At 68.7% G+C, this 15723-nt stretch carries 29 protein-coding genes; 27 read left to right on the top strand and 2 right to left on the bottom strand.

The window, feature by feature from the left end; translation table 11 throughout:
* On the bottom strand, positions 1-456 hold the full coding sequence (locus tag VC184_RS09510) for an ImmA/IrrE family metallo-endopeptidase (protein WP_323985937.1): 456 nt from the start codon (positions 454-456) through the stop codon (positions 1-3).
* Complete coding sequence (locus VC184_RS09505; RefSeq protein ID WP_323985936.1) at positions 453-788, bottom strand: helix-turn-helix domain-containing protein; 336 nt, start codon at positions 786-788, stop codon at positions 453-455. The genes VC184_RS09510 and VC184_RS09505 overlap by 4 nt, the downstream gene beginning before the upstream one ends.
* A gap of 89 nt (positions 789-877) precedes the next feature.
* On the opposite strand from VC184_RS09505, the gene VC184_RS09500 reads away from it, so the two are divergent.
* From VC184_RS09500 to VC184_RS09370, 27 genes are all read left to right on the top strand, one after another.
* Positions 878-1129 carry a helix-turn-helix domain-containing protein gene (locus VC184_RS09500; protein WP_323985935.1) on the top strand — a complete coding sequence of 84 codons (252 nt, stop codon included), beginning with the start codon at positions 878-880 and terminating at the stop codon, positions 1127-1129.
* Complete coding sequence (locus tag VC184_RS09495; RefSeq protein WP_323985933.1) at positions 1126-1377, top strand: helix-turn-helix transcriptional regulator; 252 nt, start codon at positions 1126-1128, stop codon at positions 1375-1377. The genes VC184_RS09500 and VC184_RS09495 overlap by 4 nt, the downstream gene beginning before the upstream one ends.
* Entirely contained in the window at positions 1374-1610 is a 237-nt protein-coding gene (locus tag VC184_RS09490; protein WP_323985932.1) for a hypothetical protein, read from the top strand. The genes VC184_RS09495 and VC184_RS09490 overlap by 4 nt, the downstream gene beginning before the upstream one ends.
* Positions 1611-1714: 104 nt before the next feature.
* Positions 1715-1900 carry a hypothetical protein gene (locus VC184_RS09485; protein ID WP_323985931.1) on the top strand — a complete coding sequence of 62 codons (186 nt, stop codon included), beginning with the start codon at positions 1715-1717 and terminating at the stop codon, positions 1898-1900.
* The gene (locus tag VC184_RS09480; protein WP_323985930.1) at positions 1897-2487 is read left to right on the top strand and encodes a hypothetical protein; all 591 of its coding nucleotides are present in this window, start codon (positions 1897-1899) and stop codon (positions 2485-2487) included. Before VC184_RS09485 ends, VC184_RS09480 begins: the two co-directional genes overlap by 4 nt.
* A gap of 24 nt (positions 2488-2511) precedes the next feature.
* Complete coding sequence (locus VC184_RS09475; RefSeq protein WP_323985929.1) at positions 2512-2820, top strand: hypothetical protein; 309 nt, start codon at positions 2512-2514, stop codon at positions 2818-2820.
* Positions 2820-3644: a hypothetical protein gene (locus VC184_RS09470; RefSeq protein ID WP_323985928.1), complete on the top strand. Its 825-nt coding sequence runs from the start codon at positions 2820-2822 to the stop codon at positions 3642-3644. Before VC184_RS09475 ends, VC184_RS09470 begins: the two co-directional genes overlap by 1 nt.
* On the top strand, positions 3641-4516 hold the full coding sequence (gene bet / locus VC184_RS09465; protein WP_323985927.1) for a phage recombination protein Bet: 876 nt from the start codon (positions 3641-3643) through the stop codon (positions 4514-4516). Before VC184_RS09470 ends, bet begins: the two co-directional genes overlap by 4 nt.
* Positions 4513-4881, top strand: a complete 369-nt coding sequence (locus VC184_RS09460) for an aldose epimerase family protein (protein ID WP_323985926.1) — start codon at positions 4513-4515, stop codon at positions 4879-4881. Before bet ends, VC184_RS09460 begins: the two co-directional genes overlap by 4 nt.
* Positions 4878-5342, top strand: coding sequence for a hypothetical protein (locus tag VC184_RS09455; RefSeq protein ID WP_323985925.1), 465 nt, complete (start codon positions 4878-4880; stop codon positions 5340-5342). Before VC184_RS09460 ends, VC184_RS09455 begins: the two co-directional genes overlap by 4 nt.
* On the top strand, positions 5339-5734 hold the full coding sequence (locus tag VC184_RS09450; protein WP_323985924.1) for a hypothetical protein: 396 nt from the start codon (positions 5339-5341) through the stop codon (positions 5732-5734). Before VC184_RS09455 ends, VC184_RS09450 begins: the two co-directional genes overlap by 4 nt.
* Positions 5731-6468, top strand: coding sequence for a hypothetical protein (locus VC184_RS09445; RefSeq protein ID WP_323985923.1), 738 nt, complete (start codon positions 5731-5733; stop codon positions 6466-6468). The genes VC184_RS09450 and VC184_RS09445 overlap by 4 nt, the downstream gene beginning before the upstream one ends.
* Positions 6465-7682, top strand: coding sequence for an AAA family ATPase (locus VC184_RS09440; RefSeq protein WP_323985922.1), 1218 nt, complete (start codon positions 6465-6467; stop codon positions 7680-7682). The genes VC184_RS09445 and VC184_RS09440 overlap by 4 nt, the downstream gene beginning before the upstream one ends.
* Positions 7683-7702: 20 nt before the next feature.
* Complete coding sequence (locus tag VC184_RS09435; RefSeq protein ID WP_323985921.1) at positions 7703-7918, top strand: hypothetical protein; 216 nt, start codon at positions 7703-7705, stop codon at positions 7916-7918.
* Complete coding sequence (locus tag VC184_RS09430) at positions 7915-8199, top strand: hypothetical protein (RefSeq protein WP_323985920.1); 285 nt, start codon at positions 7915-7917, stop codon at positions 8197-8199. The genes VC184_RS09435 and VC184_RS09430 overlap by 4 nt, the downstream gene beginning before the upstream one ends.
* A complete protein-coding gene (locus VC184_RS09425) occupies positions 8196-9014 on the top strand; it encodes a hypothetical protein (RefSeq protein WP_323985919.1) in 819 nt (272 codons plus the stop codon). Before VC184_RS09430 ends, VC184_RS09425 begins: the two co-directional genes overlap by 4 nt.
* Entirely contained in the window at positions 9011-9370 is a 360-nt protein-coding gene (locus tag VC184_RS09420; RefSeq protein ID WP_323985918.1) for a hypothetical protein, read from the top strand. Before VC184_RS09425 ends, VC184_RS09420 begins: the two co-directional genes overlap by 4 nt.
* On the top strand, positions 9367-9663 hold the full coding sequence (locus VC184_RS09415; protein WP_323985917.1) for a hypothetical protein: 297 nt from the start codon (positions 9367-9369) through the stop codon (positions 9661-9663). Before VC184_RS09420 ends, VC184_RS09415 begins: the two co-directional genes overlap by 4 nt.
* A gap of 11 nt (positions 9664-9674) precedes the next feature.
* Positions 9675-9818, top strand: a complete 144-nt coding sequence (locus VC184_RS09410) for a hypothetical protein (protein WP_323985916.1) — start codon at positions 9675-9677, stop codon at positions 9816-9818.
* Positions 9815-12466, top strand: coding sequence for a DNA methyltransferase (locus VC184_RS09405; RefSeq protein WP_323985915.1), 2652 nt, complete (start codon positions 9815-9817; stop codon positions 12464-12466). The genes VC184_RS09410 and VC184_RS09405 overlap by 4 nt, the downstream gene beginning before the upstream one ends.
* Positions 12463-12819, top strand: coding sequence for a DUF7694 domain-containing protein (locus VC184_RS09400; protein WP_323985914.1), 357 nt, complete (start codon positions 12463-12465; stop codon positions 12817-12819). The genes VC184_RS09405 and VC184_RS09400 overlap by 4 nt, the downstream gene beginning before the upstream one ends.
* Positions 12816-13064, top strand: coding sequence for a hypothetical protein (locus VC184_RS09395; RefSeq protein WP_323985913.1), 249 nt, complete (start codon positions 12816-12818; stop codon positions 13062-13064). Before VC184_RS09400 ends, VC184_RS09395 begins: the two co-directional genes overlap by 4 nt.
* The gene (locus tag VC184_RS09390) at positions 13061-13585 is read left to right on the top strand and encodes an ASCH domain-containing protein (protein WP_323985912.1); all 525 of its coding nucleotides are present in this window, start codon (positions 13061-13063) and stop codon (positions 13583-13585) included. Before VC184_RS09395 ends, VC184_RS09390 begins: the two co-directional genes overlap by 4 nt.
* A complete protein-coding gene (locus tag VC184_RS09385) occupies positions 13582-14241 on the top strand; it encodes a hypothetical protein (RefSeq protein ID WP_323985911.1) in 660 nt (219 codons plus the stop codon). The genes VC184_RS09390 and VC184_RS09385 overlap by 4 nt, the downstream gene beginning before the upstream one ends.
* A 64-nt stretch (positions 14242-14305) precedes the next feature.
* A complete protein-coding gene (locus VC184_RS09380) occupies positions 14306-14614 on the top strand; it encodes a hypothetical protein (protein WP_323985910.1) in 309 nt (102 codons plus the stop codon).
* A 209-nt stretch (positions 14615-14823) separates the two neighbouring features.
* The gene (locus VC184_RS09375) at positions 14824-15165 is read left to right on the top strand and encodes a hypothetical protein (RefSeq protein WP_323985909.1); all 342 of its coding nucleotides are present in this window, start codon (positions 14824-14826) and stop codon (positions 15163-15165) included.
* 226 nt (positions 15166-15391) lie between these two features.
* Positions 15392-15706: a hypothetical protein gene (locus VC184_RS09370; protein WP_323985908.1), complete on the top strand. Its 315-nt coding sequence runs from the start codon at positions 15392-15394 to the stop codon at positions 15704-15706.
* Positions 15707-15723: the final 17 nt, after the last annotated feature.

Genomic DNA, 15723 nt, shown 5'->3' with positions numbered 1-15723 from the left:
TCAGGCGATCTCCTCGCGGTGCGCCCACATCCCGGCGCCCATCTTCGGCGCGATGTAGACCGTGTCGCCCACGCGCAGCAGGATGCGCTGGTACGCCTCGACGATGCTGCGGACGACGCCGAGGTCGTGCGCCATAGCGCCGGCATGGCCGTGGTGGATCGCTTCCGAGTTCCTGTAATCCTCGTGGCGGATGAGTCGCATCGCTGCCCACTCGTCCGCACGGCGCTCTTGCTTGGCGTTCAGCGGTCCGAACATCGACGGCTCGTCGCCGAAGACAGCGTGCGCGCATTCGTGGGTCAGGACGGAGCGGTGCAGGCGGTTCGTCATCCCGTGACGGAGCCGGATCAGCTTCCGCTGGTGGACGTACTCGCCGTCTCGGTCAGCGGGGAGAGCCGCGTACTCGATGCGCACGCCCATCGCGTCGAGAGCATCGTGGATCTGGTCGTCAGGTGTCATTGCTCCTCGCCGCGGTCCGGATCGGCCTTGCGTGCCGCAGCAGGGAGATCCTCTCGGCTGGCTCCGACATCTCCACGCGGGCGCAGCTCAGTGACGGTCGCGGTTCGTTCTCCTGCAGCCCTCGTGAAGATGACCTCCGGCTCGACGCCGAGCGCGTCGGCCAGCTTCGAGATGTCGTCGGTCGTGAGCGCGGTCTCTCCGCGCATCTTCACGAAGAACGTGTTCCGGCGGATGCCGGAGCGGGCGATGATCTCTGCGCGAGTCAGGCCGCTGTCGTTGATGAGCTTCTCGATCTGGTCGATCACGCGCCAGTTGAAGGTTCGGGGGGTCACGTTGGTAGACGCTACCCAATTTCGGTACTTTCGGCAATAAGTACTGATTTCGGTTGCGAGACGGTACGGAAATCGGTACCGTCTCCCGCATGGCAACCGAACTTACCGACTTCTCGCTCCGGGTGGCGGGTGCAGTGAGGGCCGAACTGGCCCGACGCAACCTCTCCCGTGAGCACCTCATCCCCGTGCTCGGCATCGGCAAGAACGCCGTTTATGCACGCATCCGCGGCGAGCAGTCTTTCGAGGTCGAGGAACTCGCGAAGATCGCGGCGCACCTCGAGATCGACATTTCGGCTCTCGTCTCTCCGGCGATGCAGCCTGCGATGGCGGTGGCCTCGTGACTGCGCCCGTCGTGCAGCTGCGCCCGGCTCCCGCCGCCGCATCCACCAAGCGCTACCTTTCGCCCGAGCAGGTCTGCGAACTCATCCCCGGCATGACCGTCGCGAACCTCAAGGACCTCCGCGCGTCGGGCAAGGGCCCGGCCTACTTCAAGCCCACGGGAGAGCGCGGGCACGTCACTCTCTACAGCGAGGCCGACATCATTTGCTGGGTCGAGGCGAAGCGCGTGACGACTCGGGAGCAGTCGTGAGTATCGCTGCTCGCGCTCTCGGCATCGTAGTGCTGGTCGTTCTCGTCATCCTCGCGGCGCCGACCGCCGCCGCCCCCGTCCTCAACTCGGCTGACTTCGTCTGCTGGTCGGCTCCCTTCATCTTCATCGCGCTGGCCATGCCGCGCCGATCCCAGACCCCCGCCGGGGACCTCGCGTCCCCCAGCGCCTCGGCTTCCCCCATCGCCGAGTCCCCGGCGGGTTCCCTCCAGTAGCGCACTCGCGCACCGCACCCCACCTCCACCCTCGCGTCGCGGCACCCGCTGCGGACCGCTATTCGTCGCGCCCTGACGCGACCTGACCAATCCAAGGAAGAGACATGACCATCGACCTGACGACCACTCCCGAGCTGCCGGCACCTGTGCCCGCTCGCGGCGGCGAGGGTGTCGACGTCCGCGTGAGCCGGGACGACGAGGTGCTGGCGCGTGTCGCGCTGGCCTCGCTCGCTGGCTTCGGCGCTGCCGTGCTCATGCTGCTCGTGTTCGGGATCTCGGCGATCTCGTGAGCACCGTCATGGGCTACGACACAAGCCTCAGCATCACCGGTGTCGCGCAGATCGATCTCGGTGTCGGCGCGTTCGATCAGGTCGAGGCCGTCGGCTGGACGTGGGGCCGCCCGAAGATCGATGCGATCGAGGATGTCTCGCCGCTCGGGATGCGTCGCCGCCAGCGCGCGATGCTTCGCGAGGTCCTGGCGCTCACCCCGGACCGGTTCGACCTCGCGGTGGTTGAGGGCCCGTCGATGAACCAGAAGTTCGCGGCCCTCGCTGACGAGCGCGCCGGGCTCCGGTGGATGCTCATCGACCAGCTGCTTGCCCGCGGGCCGGTGGTGCTGCTGTCGCCCAAGACTCGGGCGCTGCTGGCGACCGACAACGGCAACGCGGGCAAGGCCGATGTGCACGCCGCGGTGCTTGAGCTGTTCCCGCGTGCGCAGATCCCGAAGACGGGTACTGGCCGGTTCGACGTGGCGGATGCCGCGGTGCTCGCCGCTGCTGGCGCGCACGCCCTGGGGATGCCGTGGCCCGGCGTCCTGTCCAAGAAGCAGATTTCGGCGCACGCGAAGGTCGCGTGGCCGGTGACGACGGCCGCCTGAGCCGTCGGAAGAGAGGAAGAAACCATGGAGACCAAGCCCACCTCATTCGCCCGTGGCGTGCCGCCCGAGGAGCGCAACGGCTTCTTCGGCATCGAGGAGGAGCTGATCGCTTCGGCCGCGGATCCGCAGCCCGTCATCGCGATCGTCACCTACCAGCTCGACGAGGTCGTCACCAAGACGATCGCCGGTCAGACGTACCCGGTGATGAAGGCGTTCTCGATCGAGCCGCTGCACAACGAGGACGCGGTGAAGGCCGCGAGCGCGCTGCGTGACGCCGCGATGAAGGCACGGACGGGCGTCGAGGCGCTCGACCTGCCGGAGATCGACGACTGATGGCCGCCGCAGCACCCGCCCTCGCCGGCGTCAGCGCCGGTCGCTTCCGTCGACGGAACTACGGCCGCAACCACGGATACCTGCTCGACGGCCAGAAGATCATCTCCGTCACGAAGATCCTCAGCCTCGGGATGCCGAAGCCCGCGCTCATCAACTGGGCGGCGAATGAGGCCGCGCAGCTCGCGTGGGAGCAGCGTGAGGAGCTGTCGAAGGCCGGCTACTCCGAGTTCATCATGACCGTGGCGAAGGCCCACGAGCGGAAGCGGAACACGGCGGCCGTGAAGGGCACCGCGGTGCACTCGTTCGGCCAGCGCCTCGTCACCGGTGAGCGCGTCGACGGCATCCCCGACGAGGTCGCGAAGAAGGTCGACCAGTACGTCCGGTTCCTGAACGAGTGGCAGGTCGAGCCGATCGCCGTCGAGCGTGCGATCTGCAACCTGTCGACCCCGTACGGCGGGACGTTCGACCTCGTGTTCCGGTCGCCGCTGTTCCCGGGGCGCGTGTTCCTCGCCGACATCAAGACGGCGAAGGCGGTCTACGGCGACAACGCGCTCCAGCTCGAGGGCTACGCCCGCGGCGACTTCTACGTCGGTGAGGGTGAGGGCGAGGTGCCGATGGCTGACCTCGGCATCACCGACCACGTCGTGATTCACCTCGAGGAGGAGCGGTACAACATCGTCGAGATGGTCCGCGGCGATGACGTGTGGGCGATTTTCCAGTCGGTGATCGGCGTCGCGAAGGCGATGGACGGTCCCCGGGGTGAGTCCGAACTGGACTCGATGGTCGTCGGCGAGCTGTACCGTCCCGGGCAGGGCTGGCTGTGAGCGCCGGCACGATCGAGCGTCGCCCGACGATCGCGCTCCCGACCACGTCCGACCCGGAGCTGTGGACCGACGACGAGAAGGCGCTGCTCGACGCCGCCGGCCTCGTGGTGCGGAAGAAGGGCAAAGCCCCGGAAGCCGCACCGCGGCCGACGGTCGTCGCCTTCCTCGCCCACTGCCAGCGCACGGGGCTCGACCCGATCGCCCGTCAGATCTACGCGATCGAGCGCGGCGGCAAGTGGGGCATCCAGGTGTCGATCGACGGGTTCCGACTCGTCGCCGAGCGGTCGCGGCAGTACGCCGGCCAGAAGCCGGTGGAGTGGACCGCCGACGGCACCACCTGGACGGACGTCTGGGTCGCCGAAGGTGCGCCGCTCGCCGCCCGCGCGACGGTGCTTCGCCGGGACTTCGACGAGCCGCTCGTCGCGGTCGCGCGCTTCGCGTCGTACGTGCAGCTCATCGACGAGTACGAGGGGTCGTACGACAACCGGCGCAAGACCGGCAGGAAGGTCCCGGGCGACATGTGGGCCCGGATGCCCGAGGTCATGATCGCGAAGGTGGCGGAGGCGCTCGCGCTCCGCAAGGCGTTCCCGATGGAGCTGTCCGGGCTCTACGCGGAAGAGGAGATGGACCAGGCGCTGAACGCCGATGCCGCTCCGCAGACGCCGCGCGCCGCGGCGCCGACGCTGGAGCCGGGTACCCGCTCGGCGCAGCGCGACCCGCTGCCCTCTGCGGTCACCGAGGCGTCCGGTGAGGTCACGACCCCCGCAGATCCTGCTGAGCCGTCCACGGCGACGTCAGAGCCGGTGGCGGGGGAGGACGACCCTCTGCGGCCGACTCCCGAGGAGCTGGCGGAGTGGGGCGGGCAATCGTGAACGGGCTCCGTGGCGACGTCGACGAGGCGGTGCGGGAGTACGTCGCGCAGCCGGCGAACTTCGGCGTCGACACTAACGACCTCCGCGCTGCAGAGGGTGACGCGTTCCGGGCGGCCGTGAAGTGGACGCTCGACAACGCCGACTGGCGGGTGCTCGCCGGGTTCATCCCGGGTGCACTGCGGGTCACCCACCTGCGGGTCGGCGACGTCGTGGTGGCGCAGGGCGTGACGGGGACGGTCATCTCGATCGTCCCCGGCGCGCGGGCCACGCACTTCGTCGTCCGCACCGAGGGCGGCGCGGAAATCGTCCTCGAGCGGCAACCGTCCGAGCGTGTCGCGGTCCGTGAGACGGCGGCGATGGCATGAGCGAGCACGAGGATCAGTCGCTCGTCTGGCCGAACGGCGAGATGGTGACCGTCGAGTCTGTCGAGGGATACACGGAGGATGCGCGGGTCGTTGCGCACCCGCTCGACGACGCGCAGATCCTCACTCCGGACTGGGTGATCTCGCAGCTCACGGACGTCTCCCGATGGGCCGCGAGGATGCCGAAGCTGACGGCGAAGGCGGAAGCCCTGAAGAAGGATCGGAAGCGCGAGCTGGATGCGAAGCGCGCGCAGGCGGTCCTGGATGTCGCCAAGTACCCGGTCCGGGAGCATTCCGCGCGGGTGACGCTCGCGATCGCCGAGGAGCGGCGCGCATACGACCGGGCCGCCGTGGCCTTCGAGGAGGCGCGTCGCGTCGGGAACCTCCTGTCGGACTACACCAGTCGGCTGCAGTCAATCGGCAAGCAGGTCGAGCTGGTCTACCGCGGCGAGGGGCGGCAGTGATGGGCGCCGAGTACTCCGCCGCGAAGGTCCGCCACCTGTTCTTCGAGCGAGAGGGGCAGCGGTGCTTCTACTGCCGTCGCCCGCTGTCCTTCTCGCTCCGGGGATCGATGCTCGCCGGCGGCTGGTCGCTGCACCACCGGAAGGGGCGCCGCGGCGACGACACGTCGTACCCGAACGCGCTGATCCTCTGCGGCACCGGGAACACCGGATGCCACGGCTGGGTCACCGAGCACCCCGATCAAGCGCTCGACCTCGGCCTCGCGATCCGTCGCCTCGCGACGACGCCCGAGTTCGAACCCATCAACGTTCGCGCCCGCGACAAAGCGGGTCGCTGGTTTCTGCTGACCGCCAACGGTCGAGCAGTGGAAGTGGAGGACACGCCATGGGCGTGAGGAGAACGCACCTCGATTTCGAGGGCAAGTTCACGCAGGTCCCGAACGCATGGGCCCGCGATGAGCGGCTGTCGCGAAAGGCCCGCGGGCTGTTGGTCGAGATCATGTCGCACCGAGTCGGCTGGCACGTCTCGGTGTCCGCGCTGCAGAAGGCAGGCATCGAGGGTCGCGACGCGATCAAGTCGGGCCTCGTCGAGTTGAAGGACGCCGGCTACCTGCGGGTGTCGCAGTCCCGCGGCGAGCAGGGCCGGTTCAACGAGGTCGAGTACGAGCTCCAGGAACCGCCCACCGCGAGCGGGTTTTCCGTCACCGGTGGATCAGCCGCTAACGGGTCGACCGCTGACGGGTCATCCGCTAGCGGCCAATCCGCTACTAAGAACACCAGTCCTATAGAAGACCAGTCAGAAGAACATGGTCTGTTCTCTGGGGATGGGCTCGAAGTGCCGACGGCGCCGACGGCGACGTTCGATGAGTTCTACTTCGCGTACCCGAGGAAGGTCGGCCGGGCCGCGGCGCAGAGGGCGTTCGAGCGCGCGGCCAAGACGACCGACCCGGCTGTCATCGTGGCCGGCGCTCGCCGGTACGCCGCGGATCCGAACCTGCCCGACAAGCAGTTCATCCCGCACCCGTCGTCCTGGCTGAACGCAGGACGCTGGGACGACGAGGCCGAGGCTGCGCGTGACGGCGACCAGCGTCCCGCGATCGCTGCCGAGGACGAATGGATGTTCCGGTGAGCGCCGACACGTCGACGTCGGTCGCCATGGCGGAGAAGTACGTGATCGGCGCGATCTTGCAGTCGCCGTCGATCCTGCGGTCGGTGATGGAGGAGGTCGTCCCGGCCGACTTCGAGGACATCCGCCTCGGCGCGATCTACGGCGGCATCTGCCGGATGCAGTCCGACCGCGAGCCGATCGACTACATGACCGTCTGGGAGAAGTTCGACGTCTGGGACGTCCGCGGCGTCGACCTCACGCAGCTCGGCACCTGGATGGACAACGTCCCCACGGTGTCGAATGCCGGCTACTACGCGGGCATGGTCCGGCGGGCGGCGCTGCGGCGCGAGCTGCAGGTCGTCGCGACGCAGCTGCGCGAGGACGCGGCGAAGGACGAGACGGCCGCGCTCGAGCGGGCGATGTCGAACCTCACGCTGCTGCGTGACCGCGACCTCACGTCGAACGCCGACACGTCGAAGACGCTGCGCGAGATCCTCGACGTCCCCGAGCACGAGGACGCGTACGACTGGGTCGTTCCGGGTCTCCTGGAGCGCTCTGACCGGCTGATGCTGACCGGCATCGAGGGCGGCGGCAAGTCGACGCTGCTGCGGCAGGTGTGTGTGCTCACGGCCGCGGGGCTGCACCCGTTCCAGTTCGTGCCGGTGCAGCCGATCAAGGTCGTCGTCATCGACGCGGAGAACAGCGAGCGGCAGTGGCGTCGTGCGGTGCGCAGCATCGCGGACGAGGCCAAGCTGCGCGGCGCGCGTGACCCGGGGGACTCGATCAAGCTCCGCTTCATGCCGCGGTCCGACGTGACCCGCGCGGACGTGCTCGGCAGCGTGCACAAGCTGCTCGACCAGGAGAAGCCCGACCTCCTGATGATCGGCCCGCTGTACCGGCTCACGAAGGGTTCGATCAACAACGACGACGACGCCGCCCCGGTGCTCGCCGCGCTCGACTCCATCCGGGATCGGGGCGTCGCGATGCTCATCGAGGCCCACGCCGGCCACGCCGTCGCGAACCACGGCGAGCGGGATCTCCGGCCCCGCGGATCGTCGGCGCTTCTCGGGTGGCCGGAGTTCGGGCTCGGCCTCCGGCGCGCGAAGGAAGTGCACCAGGGCCGGGTCGCATTCGAGCTCGTCAAGTGGCGAGGGGACCGGGATGCCCGCGCGTGGCCGACGCGGCTGTCGCGGCATCCGTCGCAGGTATGGCCGTGGGAACCGGCCGGTCAGTGAATCAGGAAGGAACGAAGTACATGGCACAAGCAACCAAGCCGCGCCGCACGCAGGTCGAGGCGGTCGACGCTCTCGCCGCGGAGGTGCGCACATCGAATCTGATCGCGGTGCTCGCGCTCGGCACCTCGGCGCTCGACGACGTCGACGTGTCGAAGTTGAAGCAGCCCGCGACCGTCGCCCGGCAGGAGCGTCTGAACGTCGCTCGCGCCGGCATCCGGGAAGGACTGGGTCTGTGAGCGAACGAATCGACCACGCCGCGGAAGCGGCGAGCGACATCCGCTACGCCGACGAAGTGCTCGAGCAGGGCGCAGACCTCGAGGTCGCGAAGGCGATCGCTGCGGTCGGCCAGGTGCAGGCGACGCTCGCGCTCGTCGAGCAGCAGCGCATTGCGAACATCATCGCGCTGAGTTCCCCTCAGGAAGCTCTCGATGGGGCGGAGTGCCGCATCCCTTCGTTCGTGCGCTCTGGGTCCGTTCCGGACCTGCGCGACGACATTCGGGAAGGACTGGGGCTGTGAGCGCGGTCGTTGACGGAATGGCGCAGGCGATGTGCGCCGTCGAGACCAGATCGAAGGCCGCGACGCTCGAAGAGGTGGCAGACGGCATCCAGCGCTGGACGCGTCATCGCTACGAGGCGGAACGTCTGATCGACGAGCTTCGGGACCACGGCCTCCAGGTGACGCCGATCCCCGAGCCGCCCACCGAGCCGAGCGTCGAGGAGTGGTCCGCCGCGATGGACGCTGAACGCGCCCGGCAGATCGAGCACGGCTACGACGACGCTCACGACCAGGAGCACGGCCCCGCCCATCTCCTGAACTGGGCCATGGACTACGCCCGCCGAGGCCGGGTGCTCGAAGCCGCCACGATGATGCGGTCAGCGCTCCGTCTGCTGTCCGCCGAGCCGCCCACCGACGACGAGCGGGAAGCGCTCGCGGACCTGCTCGACGAGGTGCACGACGGATGCATCACCGAGGGTGGCTGCGAGTTCCGAGGATGGGTGCGGGGATACCGACCTGGCGACGCGGCGAAGCCGAGCGCCCACGTCGACCGCATCCTCACCGAGTGGCGCGACCGTGGGCGCGGACCGATCACCGACGACGGCGCGTCGCATGCCGGCACCGAGTACGCGCTTGAGGTCGGCCATAACGAAGACACCGAGGGGGTGTATCTCGCCGACGCGTTCGAGGAGATGGCAACGCCCGCCGAGCTGCTCCCATACGTGCCTGGTGCCCGCCTCGTGAAGCGCGAGTGGTCCGTCACCGACTGGGCGCCCGTCCCCGCCGACGAACTCGACGACGACGAAGCCGCTCGCGATGCGGAGGTCGGCCGATGAGCATCACGATCCAGGTGGAGCTGCCCGTCGTCGATGTCGAGGTCACGAACGACTACACGGTGGCCGTCACGGTCACTGACCCGCTCACGCACACGACCGCGACCGTCTCGCTCGACCAGGAGCAGACCGCCGAGTTCATCGGGATGCTGCAGGTCTCGAAGGCTGAGGCGCTGTCGGCGTACTGGGAGGACCGTCGCGCGCGGCCCGTGACTCGGATCCACGGGTTCGACACCGACGGGCCCGTGCACCCCGAATGCCGCCAGGGGAAGTGCGGCAACTGCGACGGCCAGACGATGGACGGCCGCGACCAGATGGTCCCGTGCACGCACGGATGCCACGCCGGAGGCCAGGCATGAGCGCGCCGGCTCTGTCGCCCACCGAGCGAGCCGAGGTCGACCGCTTCGGTGCGCACGACGAGGAGATCCTCGCCCATCTGGAAGAGCACGTCGACGAGGAGCCGGAGTGCCAGGTCGCGCGGTGCGAGGAGGCGGCGACGCACGTCCTCGTCTGCGAGTACTGCGGGAAACAGGCGGGCCTCGTCTGCGGGACGTGCTCGAAGCGCATCGGCAACTCGCTCACCCGCGCCGAGCACACGCCGTGCCACGCCGTCGACATGGTGTGCCTGCTGCTTCGGTCGGTGCCGTTCTGAGTACCGACGTCGTGCACGCCGATGGACGTGCGCTGCACCACACCACCGGCCGCGCCTACTGCGGCCGCAAGACCAAGAACACCGAGAAGGACTGGAACCGGGTCACCTGCGTGGACTGCCACGCCGCCCGACGAGCAGACGAGGAAGCACGATGACCGCTCTACTGACACTCAACACCGGGAACGATGGTTCCCTCGACTACGAAGCGTTCCTGCGCGAGAAGGTCGCGTTCGACCGTGCGTTCGGGTTCGAGGTCACCGATGACCAGCTCTCGCCGATCATGCGCGAGGGTCACCCCGACTTCAAGCCGCACCAGGCCGCGATCGTGAAGTGGGCTGTCGCCGGCGGCCGGCGCGCGATCTTCGCCCGCTACGGGCTCGGCAAGTCCGTGATGCAGCTCGAAGTACTCCGCCTCGTCGTCGAGCACGCTCACGAGCACGGCGAGCGGGATGCGCTCGGGCAGCGGGTCCGCCGCGGCCTGATCGTCGCGCCGCTCGGGGTCCGCTTCGACATCATCCGCGACGGCCGGAAGCACCTCGATACCGAGGTCCGCTTCATCCGCCACTCCGACGAGATCGACCCGGACTGGTCGGGCCTGTACGTCACGAACTACGAGTCCGTGCGCGAAGGCAAGATCGACGTCGACCGGTTCACCGCCGTCTCGCTCGACGAGGCCGCGATCCTCCGCTCGTTCGGCTCGGAGACCTACCAGCGGTTCCTGCCGATGTTCGCCGACGTCGCGTTCCGGTTCGTCGCGACCGCCACGCCGTCGCCGAACCGCCACAAGGAGCTGATCCACTACGCCGGCTTCCTGGGCATCATGGACACCGGCCAGGCGCTGACCCGGTTCTTCAAGCGCGACTCGACGAAGGCCGCGAACCTCCAGCTGTACCCGCACAAGCGCCGCGAGTTCTGGCTCTGGCTGAACACCTGGGCGTGCTTCATCCAGCGGCCCTCCGACCTCGGCTTCTCCGATGAGGGGTACGCGCTTCCCGCGCTCGACGTCGTCTGGGACGAGGTAACCGTCGGGCTTCTCTCCGACCAGGTGGAGCGCGACGGTCAGGGCGTGCTGGTGCGTGGGGGAGCGATGTCGATGGTCGACGCCGCTCGCGAGAAGCGCCACACCCTCGAGGCTCGGATCGAGCGCGCGATGAAGATCGTCGGTGCGCACCATGACTGGAACTGGGAGCCCGAGGTGTACGGGGCCCGACCCCAGATCATCCTGTGGTGCGACCTGAACGATGAGCAGGAGGCGCTCGAGCGTGAGCTGCGCGACCGTGGCATCTCGTTTTCGTCCATCCACGGCGGCCTCGCCGACGAGCAGATAGAGCAGCGCCTGCAGGAGTGGCTCGATGGCGGGACGTACGCGCTCATCGGTAAGCCGGTGCAGCTCGGCCGCGGATTGAACCTCCAGCAGTGCTCGGCGGCCGTGTTCGTCGGCATCACCCACAAGTACGAGCAGATCATCCAGGCCGTGCACCGCATCCACCGCTTCGGTCAGACCCGGCCTTGCACGGTGCACCTGATCTACGCCGAGACCGAGACCGAGGTGCGGTCCTCGCTCGAGGCGAAATGGGCGGAGGACGATGCGCTCACCGACACGATGTCTGAGGTCCTCCGCGAGTTCGGCCTCTCGGCATCCGCGATCTCGCTCGCCCTTGTCCGGGCGATGGGTGTTGAGCGTGAGGAGCACTTCGGCGACGCGTGGACGATCGCGCTGAACGACTCCGTCGCCGAGGCCCGGGACCACCTCGAGGAGAACAGCGTCGGCCTGATCGTCACGTCGATCCCGTTCGGCAACCACTACGAGTACTCGCCGAACTACGCCGACTTCGGCCACACCGACGACAACGCGCACTTCTGGTGGCAGAACGACTACCTCACCCCGTCGCTCTACCGGGCCCTGATGCCCGGCCGGATGCTCGCCGTGCACGTCAAGGACCGGCTGCTGTTCGGCTCCGTCACCGGCCGCGGCGTCTACACCGTCAGCGAGCTGCACGCCGAAGCGATCGCACACTACCGACAGCACGGGTTCGACTACTACGGCATGATCACCGTCACCACCGACGTCGTGCGCGAGAACAACCAGACCTACCGGCTCTCGTACACGAAGATGCTCCGCGACCACACGCCGATGGGCGTCGGCTCGCCTGAGTACGTGCTGCTGTTCCACAAGCCCCAGACCGACCGGTCGAAGGGCTGGGCCGACGAGCGTGTCGTGAAGGACCGCGACGAGTACTCCGTCGGCCGGTGGCAGATCGACGCGGCCGCGGACTGGCGGGCATCCGGCGACCGGCTCCTGTCGATCGACGAGCTCGCAGTACTCGACCCCGGCACCCGCTCCCGCCTGTTCACCCAGCAGGCGCAGCTGTCGGTCTACGACTACGAGCAGCACGTCGCCCTCGCCGAGCGCCTGGCCGCCGCCAACGCGCTCCCGGGCACCTTCGCGTCGCTCGTACCCGGGTCGGCCCGCCCCGACGTGTGGACCGACATCCTCCGCATCGAGACGCTGAATTCCGCGCAGCGTCGCCGCAACGTCGAGCAGCATATCTGCCCGTTCCCGCTCGAGATCCCGCGCCGCCTCATCGCGCAGTACTCGAACCCGGGGGAGCTGGTCTACGACCCGTTCAGCGGGCTCGGCTCCACGGTGCTCGAGGCTGTGCGCCAGGGCCGCCGCGGCTACGGATCCGAGCTGAACCCGGCATCCGTCGCCGACTCGCTGGTCTACCTCCGCCAGCACGACGCGGCCGAGACGACGCCGACGCTGTTCGACCTGCTCGACCTCGAAGGGACCGCAGCATGAGCGCGTTCGGATCTGCGGCGCCGGGCTCACGCCGAGATGCCACGCCGCTGTGGACGAAGGCACCGGACGGCTTCTGGCCGCACGGCGACGCGTGGACCGCGAGTGTCGCTGACGGTCAGCTGCGCGCTCTTCGTTCGACTGATGCCGGTCGCCTCCACGTCTCCGTGTCGCATTCGTCACGGCTGCCGTCGTGGGATGAGCTTGCCGACGCGCGGTACCGATTCATGCCGGATCGCATGACTGTCGGTCAGCTCCTCCCGCCGCGCGCCGAGTGGGTTGATCACCACCCGCGCACGCTTCACCTCTGGGAGCTGCCCGAGGCTTCCGACGTCGACGAGAACCTCGCACCATGAGCGGCCGCCAGCTTACGGAGCAGCAGCGCGAGCGGGTCGTCGCGCTGCGCACCGAGGGACTGCCTGCCCGGTGGATCGCGGAGGACCTCGGGACGACCGAGAACACCGTCACGAACGTCTGCCAGGCGCGACCGGAGGAGGTCGCCGAGTGGCGGTCGGTCTTCCAGTACATCCGCCGTCATCCGGAGCTGTTCAAGCTCCACACCGAGATCGCGCCGAAGCGCAAGAGAGGGGCATCCCGATGAGGATTCTCACCGTTCGCCAGCCGTGGGCGTGGGCGATCATCCATGGCGGCAAGGACGTCGAGAACCGCGTCCGCAACATCGCCGGGGGCTATCGCGGGCCCGTCGCCATCCACGTCGCCCGCGAGATCGACACGCACGCGATCGCCACCCCGTCTCACATCCATCCGTCTTTCCGTGAGGCGGCAAAGCGCTACATGGCGGCCAACACGGACCCACTCAAGGGATCACCCTGGATGGGCGGCATCGGACACATCATCGGTGTCGTCGACCTCCTGGACGTGCACAGCGCCTCGGTGATCAACGGCTGCGGCCGCATTGATCACCACTGCGCCGAGCACCCGGCTGGATGCCGCCACCACTGCTCCCCGTGGGCGATGGGCCCGGCACCCGAGGGCTGGTATCAGCACCTCGTGCTCGCGCATCCGCGCGCCCTGGTTGAGCCGATCCCGTATCGGGGTGCGCTCGGTCTCCGCCGACTCGACGACGACACGGTGTCTCGCATCGAGGCGGCGATCGCGTGAGCATCCCGCTCGACGCCATCGACCCCGAGGCGGGGTACCGCGAGTGGGTGCGCCAGTATCTCTGGCACATCGACCAGATCCCCGCGCTGTTCGAGACGGTCGGCGTCCTCGCAACGCCGAGCATCGGCGTCTCGCGCGGCGGCTCCCGCTTCGACGCGGTTCAGATCACCGGCGGCGGCTACTACGACAACGTCCCGATCCGCGACGGCGCCGCCACGGCGGACTCCGAGGAGCTCTGGATGACGGTCCGCCAGTACCTCGACGCGGTGCGCCGACACGGGACCGACGCGCCAGCCCTCGCGCTCAGCTTCCCGGGCGTTGTCGACGTAGCGCGGCGGGAGGCATACCGGGTCACGGCATGGCTCGCCGAGCACGTCGAGCACATCGTCGACTGGGGGGACCTCGGCCAGCTCGAGGACGAGATGTTCAGCCTCATCCGTCGGATGAAGGGCCGCTACCGCGGAGCCGGTACCGAGCGCAGGGCCCGGCCGCGCGTGTGCGCGTCGTGCGCGGAGCCTGCCGTCGTCATCGACTGGATCGACGGCCCGAACGGGTCGCCGAAGCCCGTGCAGGTCGGCGTGTGTCGCTCCTGCGGTGCCACCTACTCAGAAGGCGCATCGCCCACGGAAGCAGCTGGGGCAGGAGGCGGAGGATGAATTCCAGGAGGTCGATGTCGATCATGCAGGCATCGTGTCGGGGCGGAAGCCCGACCAGCGGTCCGTGCCCTCCCTCGTGAAGACTCTGACCTACCGGCAGGCCGCCGCGCGCACCCGCCGAAGCATTCGGACTATCAACCGGTGGCGCAAGCGTGGGATGCCGATGACGTGGGAGCTGCGCGGCGGTCAGCGCGTCCGGGTGGTGGAGGAGCGCATCCTTCTCGCGTGGTGGCGGGACCGTATGACGGCTGACCCGGTTCACCAGATCCGGCTGCGCCGAGCACTCGCCGCTCAGGCCGCGCAGGACGACGATCCCTCACCCGCACCCACGGAACGGCGTTCAGGGACGCCACGAGGCGCACACGACCGGTGAGATACGAATCCGAGTTGACACGTCCGCGGTGTCAGACCCTACGTTCATGGTTAGACAGTTCTCACACACCGAGAACACGATCGAGAGCCCCGGCCAGCCACACGGCAACCGGGGCTCTCGCATTCCCCGTAGACGGTCCCGGGCAGGCGCGCCAACGCCCACCCGAGACCTCACCCACACCATCGAGTGCAATCGATAGGAGGGCTGCCGTGGAGCCTAACCACGGGCACGGACACGACTACCTCGCCACGAACCGTCGCAACATCGAACGGCTCCGCGACGACCGGGATCGTGCCGGACTCATCCAGCTCGCCGACGTCCTCGACGGCCGGCACACGCACGACGCCCGCACCCTCGCCGCCGAGGCACGCGACGCGGCCGCGTTCATCGACTCCACCGCACCCCGCACCTTCGACGTCGACGACGCCGACGGCATCCGGGTCGGCGACATTCTCCGGTACTGCCGGGGCAGGCACACCCGCGAGGGCCTGGTGCTCTCCATCGACGGATACACCGTCACCACGAACCACGGCGACCAGGTCGCCATCTAGATCCCTCGGCCGGGGGTTCGAGCCCATGGCACGCAGCGACATCGGGATTCGCGCGTCCAGCTCCTCCCGGCCGAGGTGACCAGACCGGTGTCAACGCGGCGATCTTCCCCGCGAAGGGCTCCCACAATCGCCTGCCATCTGCTCAGGCGAGGAGATACCTGCACCGCCCGAGGGGCGCCGAACCGTGACGGCGCCGGCGCCCCTCGTCACCACCTCAGGAGGCACCGTGGCGAGAACGAACACCCGCCTCGACCACGACCTCCGCGACGAGTTCTTCGACGAGGGGAAGCGGCTCGACGCCGAGCCCGAGACCCGGCCCGCGTCCGTCTGCTGGCTGTGCGACGGCCGCATCGACTACAACGTCGGCGCCGGCACCGCCCCGGACTCGCACCACCTCGACCACTACTTCCCGGTGTCCACGCATCCCGAGCTGCAGCAGGACCCCGACAACTTCCGCCACTCGCACATGCTCTGCAACCAGCAGCGCGGCAACGGATCCCCGGCGCCCGAGCTGGGCGACATGGTGCCCGACTGGTGGTAGCGGATAGCGGTAGCAGG

The sequence above is a fragment of the Microbacterium plantarum genome (assembly GCF_035231185.1).
Taxonomy (GTDB): domain Bacteria; phylum Actinomycetota; class Actinomycetes; order Actinomycetales; family Microbacteriaceae; genus Microbacterium; species Microbacterium plantarum.
This window is presented reverse-complemented; position numbering and strand designations above follow the sequence as displayed.

What these genes read in the sequence shown, in the direction of transcription:
- VC184_RS09510 (WP_323985937.1), bottom strand. Translation starts at nt 456, where the DNA reads ATGACACCTGACGACCAGATCCACGATGCTCTCGACGCGATGGGCGTG.
- VC184_RS09435 (WP_323985921.1), top strand. Translation starts at nt 7,703, where the DNA reads ATGGCACAAGCAACCAAGCCGCGCCGCACGCAGGTCGAGGCGGTCGAC.
- VC184_RS09500 (WP_323985935.1), top strand. Translation starts at nt 878, where the DNA reads ATGGCAACCGAACTTACCGACTTCTCGCTCCGGGTGGCGGGTGCAGTG.
- VC184_RS09390 (WP_323985912.1), top strand. Translation starts at nt 13,061, where the DNA reads ATGAGGATTCTCACCGTTCGCCAGCCGTGGGCGTGGGCGATCATCCAT.
- VC184_RS09420 (WP_323985918.1), top strand. Translation starts at nt 9,011, where the DNA reads ATGAGCATCACGATCCAGGTGGAGCTGCCCGTCGTCGATGTCGAGGTC.
- VC184_RS09395 (WP_323985913.1), top strand. Translation starts at nt 12,816, where the DNA reads ATGAGCGGCCGCCAGCTTACGGAGCAGCAGCGCGAGCGGGTCGTCGCG.
- VC184_RS09455 (WP_323985925.1), top strand. Translation starts at nt 4,878, where the DNA reads ATGAGCGAGCACGAGGATCAGTCGCTCGTCTGGCCGAACGGCGAGATG.
- VC184_RS09475 (WP_323985929.1), top strand. Translation starts at nt 2,512, where the DNA reads ATGGAGACCAAGCCCACCTCATTCGCCCGTGGCGTGCCGCCCGAGGAG.
- VC184_RS09470 (WP_323985928.1), top strand. Translation starts at nt 2,820, where the DNA reads ATGGCCGCCGCAGCACCCGCCCTCGCCGGCGTCAGCGCCGGTCGCTTC.
- VC184_RS09400 (WP_323985914.1), top strand. Translation starts at nt 12,463, where the DNA reads ATGAGCGCGTTCGGATCTGCGGCGCCGGGCTCACGCCGAGATGCCACG.
- VC184_RS09485 (WP_323985931.1), top strand. Translation starts at nt 1,715, where the DNA reads ATGACCATCGACCTGACGACCACTCCCGAGCTGCCGGCACCTGTGCCC.
- VC184_RS09415 (WP_323985917.1), top strand. Translation starts at nt 9,367, where the DNA reads ATGAGCGCGCCGGCTCTGTCGCCCACCGAGCGAGCCGAGGTCGACCGC.
- VC184_RS09405 (WP_323985915.1), top strand. Translation starts at nt 9,815, where the DNA reads ATGACCGCTCTACTGACACTCAACACCGGGAACGATGGTTCCCTCGAC.